This window comes from Microcystis sp. M49636_WE2, from assembly GCF_030065375.1.
GTDB classification, from domain to species: Bacteria; Cyanobacteriota; Cyanobacteriia; order Cyanobacteriales; family Microcystaceae; genus Microcystis; species Microcystis aeruginosa_C.
The window spans coordinates 1-3,251 of the sequence record NZ_JASJFG010000031.1 but is presented as its reverse complement, the minus strand read 5'-3'; the positions used below and the strand labels follow the sequence as shown (position 1 = coordinate 3,251).

Here is a 3,251-nt window from a genome sequence, read left to right as displayed (position 1 = left end):
AGCTAAACCTTTAGAAAATCTTCGCAGTGTCGATGATCGTTTAGGGGAATTTTACCGGAATCTGCCCCTATTTAGAAATGGCTTGATCGTCGGTTTTCTCAATTGGCCCCTCGGAGTTTTAGAAATCTATGTTTTAATGCAACTTCTCCAACATCCGATCACTTTTGCCGATGCTTGGTTATTTGATTCCGTTGCCCAATTAGTGCGCGCTGGAACCTTTTTTATTCCCGCTAATATCGGTACTTTAGAAGGTTCTTTAGTGCTGCTGGGTGCTTCTTTAACCGGTAGTCTAGAATTAGGTTTAGCGATTTCTGTAATTCGCCGGGTTAAAGATATTCTCTGGATTATCTTAGGTTTGTTGATCTGGTGGTTATTTTCCCTAAGACCAACTTTACCCGATCGCCCTTCAAAATAATCTCAATCATACTAAATCCGTTGAGTATAGGTAACATATCAGGAGAAGCACTCATGTACTCATGCAAAAAGGGGAATAAATAATCAGTCTTTAATAACCAGATTTAGTATTATCAGTAACTTTTAAATTAGTACAAATATATGAACAACTGCGTGTAAGCATCCCACCGAAAAGCTAATGCGCGGGGGTTTGGGGGCGGCGCCACGCCCCCAACGGGGGGTTTGGGGGGTAGAACCCCCCAAAAGTCTGGATTGAGGACAAAAAATCTAGAAAGCACAGTTTTTAAAAATTCGCCTGGTTAAAGATATTCTCTAGATTATCTTAGGTTTGTTGATCTGGTGGTTATTTTCCCTAAGACCAACTTTACCCGATCGCCCTTCAAAATAATCTCAATCAGTCAACTGCCGATTATTCATCCTGTAATTTTTCGCGCACATTGCGAACAATCCGCGATAATTCAGTCTTTTCATCGACGCTAATTTTAGTCGGAGAACCACTAATAATCCGCTCGTAATTGCGGAAAGAATCCTTGATATCCGCCCCATCCTGACTGATAGTATATTCACGAATCCCTTTATCGTGCCAAGAACCGCGCATCTTAAAGACGTTAATCGCTCGCGACATTTCGCCGCGAATTTCCACATACTGCAACATTAAAATCGTGTCGGTAATCGTAGAAATATGGGATTCGGTGATCGAGTGCGCTCCCATAAATTGGTCGGTGGTATTGGTGAAAAATCCCGTAATTTCCTCCTGTTTGGCGTATCCTGTCACCCCGATCACAAATTGCCGAAAAGCATTATTTGTCACCCCCCGCGCGAGTGCCGATAGAGAATCAATAGCAATACGAGAGGGTTTAAATTCCGAGATTTCCGACTTAATCATCTGTAAATGGTCTTCTAATCCCGCCGATTCGGGGTAAGAACACAATAATTTTAATAATCCCTTGCGTTCCATCTCCTCAAAATCGATCCCCCAAGAAGAGGCATTTCGGGACAATTGGGCGCGAGATTCTTCATAAGCGAACAAAATCGCCCGCTCACCGCGCCTACAGCCTTCTTCTAGAAATTTACTGACTAAGAGAGTTTTACCCGTACCGGTTGCTCCTGTGGCCAAAATAATCGAATCCTTGAAAAAACCGCCTCCACACATATCATCGAGGGTTTTTACTCCCGAAGAAATGCGGACATTAGAAGAGCGCTGAGTTAAACGCATGGCTCCGAGGGGGAAGATATTAATGCCATCATTGGTGATAGTAAAGGGATATTCCCCCTTCATGTGGGTTGTTCCCCGTAATTTGAGGATTTCCGCGGTTCTGCGTCGCCTTTCTCCCTCTAGCACGTTCCGCATAATTACCACATTATCAGAGACAAATTCCTCTACACCAAAACGCGCCACCGCTCCGTATTCTTCGATACGTTCCGTGGTCATAATTGAAGTCACTCCTAATAATTTTAACCTGGCGACGAGCCGAAAAATTTCCCGCCGCACCACTGACACCGCTTCGTACTGCTGAAAAACAGCAGTTACAGAGTCAATTGATACCAGTTTTGCTTTATATTTGGTAATTGCGTATTGAATGCGCTCGATCAGGGCCGAAAGATCAAAACTACCCACCACCTCTTGACCTTCCGGATCCGGAGAAGCATCGAGAATAAATAACTTACCCTGGTCAATTAATTCTTCTAAATCCCAACCAAAACTATAGGCATTTTGGATGATATCGGTGGGAGATTCTTCAAAAGTAACAAACAGGCCCGGATAGTCAAAATACTTGATCCCGTGGTAGAGAAATTGAACGGCAAGCAGGGTTTTTCCCGTGCCAGAAGTGCCACTCACTAAGGTAGTTCGCCCCATGGGTAAACCACCGTGAGTGATCTCATCAAAGCCTTCAATTAGGGTTCTAATTTTGCGAACACCTTTCGGTTTAATCGGTGGATTTGCTTGGCTATTAGAGTTAGATTGAGTCATTATTTATCCAGCGAGTATTTAAAGAGTAGGATTTTTATCTAATTTTTCCACAGAAACATATCGGGACTGACTAGACACTTTACACTATCTTGATTGCCATTGACTCTTGACTTTCCCATAGACGTACTAGATTACGCCCCGATCATTTCTCCTTCAATAAATATAACCCGTCTAATCACCTATTGCCGAAGGCCTAGCCATCATTTTCTCGTTCGCGAATTTCCTCGTACAGTAAGTCTAACCCGATTAGAACCTTCTCTCGATCGGACAAATCACCGATAATTTTCCGCACTGGGGGAGGGAGGACTTTCGCAAGGGTAGGAGTGGCGAGAATCTTGTCTTCCTCCGCTAGTTGCGGGTTTTTCAGCACGTCAATCACCTTGAGCGCATAAACTCCCTGAAATTCCTCTTCTAGGATATTTTTCAGGGTTTTTAAGGCTCGCACGGAGTTGGGGGTGTTCCCGGCGACGTACAGTTTTAAAACATAGGTTTTTTTAAAGACGCTCATAGGTTAGGATCAAAGGGGCTGGGGATATGAGTTCATCGCTATTTGTCTGGGATATTTTAGTCTATTCCCAATAATAAATCATAAGGGATATCCTCGCGAGGTATGGAACGACGGTACATTTCCCCTAGGTGAGCAAGGATATCAATGAGAGCGAGACGATAATCTAGGAGAATTTCCTCACTTCTGCCTTCTAATTTTAACTGTTGGGAAAATTCATCCATTAACTCCATGTGAATTTCCAGAATTTGCGACACTGAGAGATCGGTAAAAAAGACATTATTAACCAACTCATCGATCGCTTGATTAATCGGATAATCCTGTTGGAAGTAATTTAAAATAATCTCCCGATAATCTCTT

At 43.1% G+C, this 3,251-nt stretch carries 2 protein-coding genes and 2 pseudogenes; 1 reads left to right on the top strand and 3 read right to left on the bottom strand.

The window, feature by feature from the left end; genetic code table 11:
* Positions 1-415 (top strand): annotated as a pseudogene (locus PX484_RS00625) (lysylphosphatidylglycerol synthase transmembrane domain-containing protein); the annotation flags it as partial.
* A gap of 408 nt (positions 416-823) precedes the next feature.
* Here the strand turns inward: PX484_RS00625 and kaiC are convergent.
* From kaiC to PX484_RS00610, 3 genes and pseudogenes are all read right to left on the bottom strand, one after another.
* On the bottom strand, positions 824-2,386 hold the full coding sequence (gene kaiC, locus PX484_RS00620) for a circadian clock protein KaiC (RefSeq protein ID WP_002800411.1): 1,563 nt from the start codon (positions 2,384-2,386) through the stop codon (positions 824-826).
* Positions 2,387-2,579: 193 nt separating this feature from the next.
* A complete protein-coding gene (kaiB, locus tag PX484_RS00615; protein WP_002800410.1) occupies positions 2,580-2,894 on the bottom strand; it encodes a circadian clock protein KaiB in 315 nt (104 codons plus the stop codon).
* Between the two features lie 56 nt (positions 2,895-2,950).
* Positions 2,951-3,251: pseudogene (locus PX484_RS00610) on the bottom strand (circadian clock protein KaiA); the annotation flags it as partial.